The following is a 1,208-nucleotide window of genomic DNA, read 5'->3' as shown; positions in this document are numbered from 1 at the left end:
CGATAATGCGGGAGAGGACATACGCAGCGATCTCTTCATCGTCGCGATGCTGGAAATGGGCAACGATCGTCTTCTTTGAGGAGAGAGCCTGGTTGATCCTGCGGACGGCAAGGCCGGTCAGGAGCTCTCCCTTCTCCCCTGAGAGCAGCTGGCCGAGAGGCGGGAAGGTCTTTTTGACATGATCCTGGGCTTTTTTCAAAAAAGGGAAGTGGGAGAGTTCCTTTGCCGACGGGGCATATTCCATTTAGTCGGCCTCGATCCGGGGAGCGAGGAGGTATTCGACATGGCCGTTGCCACCGGCGATATCGAACGAGAACCGGACCGGGTGGTCGATGCCAAGGAAGATCTCGACTTCTGCTGCCCGGCTCATGACTTTACCCATGTCCTTGAGATAGTCAAGCGAGAAGAGCGAGCGGGCTTCTGCGGGGGTGAGCGACACCAGCTCGTCTTTGCCGAATTCGCGCCGGATGAGATCGGTGTCGCCTTCCGCGTTTAAGTAGAAGGTCTGGTCCTTCTGGTTGATCCCCAGTGCGATCTTGTCTGAGATGACGGCCGCCGCCTTCATCGCGTTGTTGAGATCCTCGCCCTTGATCACGACCCGGCCCGGCAGGTTGATGGTCGGGGGATTGGGGTCTTTTCTTATGGTGTTCGTATCAAGGAGCGTGATGGAGTAGTGGTACCCGTGCACCGAGACGGCCATCTTCTGGGCATTGTCGCCAAGTTCGAGGCTGATGAGATCGCCCTTGCCGGCCATGCCGAAGATGTTCTTCATCTTGGAGATGTCGATCCCGAGCTGGCTCTTTGTTGCCTTGAACGAGTCGAACGCCTCCTTCTTTAAGGTGAGCGAGATCATCGCCACGTTGGCCGTGTCGACGGCCCGCGTCGAGATGCCACCTTCATCCGTATGCAGCCGGCACTCGGGGATGAGGGCCGAGATCGCATCGATCGCTTCCTTGAAAATATCTGCATCAATCGTTGCCTTTAACATCGCTTACCCCACAAATACAATCGCTTATACAGTATATCGACCTACGTTAATTATAGTGTTTTGGGTTTATGACCCTGCTTTTATGGGGGAAAACGCGATAATGGGTTCACAATGGGGATATGACAAAACCTACCTGCGGGCGAAACACGAGGGATACCGCTCGCGGGCAGCCTACAAGCTCCTCGAGATCCAGAAGAAGTTCTCGATCATACGGGAGGAC

General features: G+C 55.4%; 1 protein-coding gene and 2 pseudogenes. 1 reads left to right on the top strand and 2 read right to left on the bottom strand.

Annotated features, from left to right (window positions below; all coding sequences use genetic code 11):
• Positions 1 to 244: pseudogene (locus CW742_RS13955) on the bottom strand (DNA primase regulatory subunit PriL); the annotation flags it as partial.
• On the bottom strand, positions 245 to 988 hold the full coding sequence (locus CW742_RS13950; RefSeq protein WP_292421420.1) for a DNA polymerase sliding clamp: 744 nt from the start codon (positions 986 to 988) through the stop codon (positions 245 to 247).
• Positions 989 to 1,088: 100 nt separating this feature from the next.
• On the opposite strand from CW742_RS13950, the pseudogene CW742_RS13945 reads away from it, so the two are divergent.
• Positions 1,089 to 1,208, top strand: a pseudogene (locus tag CW742_RS13945) (RlmE family RNA methyltransferase); the annotation flags it as partial.

Source organism: Methanoregula sp. (assembly GCF_002835825.1).
GTDB lineage: Archaea > Halobacteriota > Methanomicrobia > Methanomicrobiales > Methanospirillaceae > Methanoregula.
The sequence above is the reverse complement of the archived record's forward strand: the minus strand, read 5'-3'. Positions and strand labels throughout refer to the sequence as shown.

Excerpts from the sequence above, each read along its gene's own strand:
- CW742_RS13950 (WP_292421420.1), bottom strand. The coding sequence starts at position 988 with ATGTTAAAGGCAACGATTGATGCAGATATTTTCAAGGAAGCGATCGAT.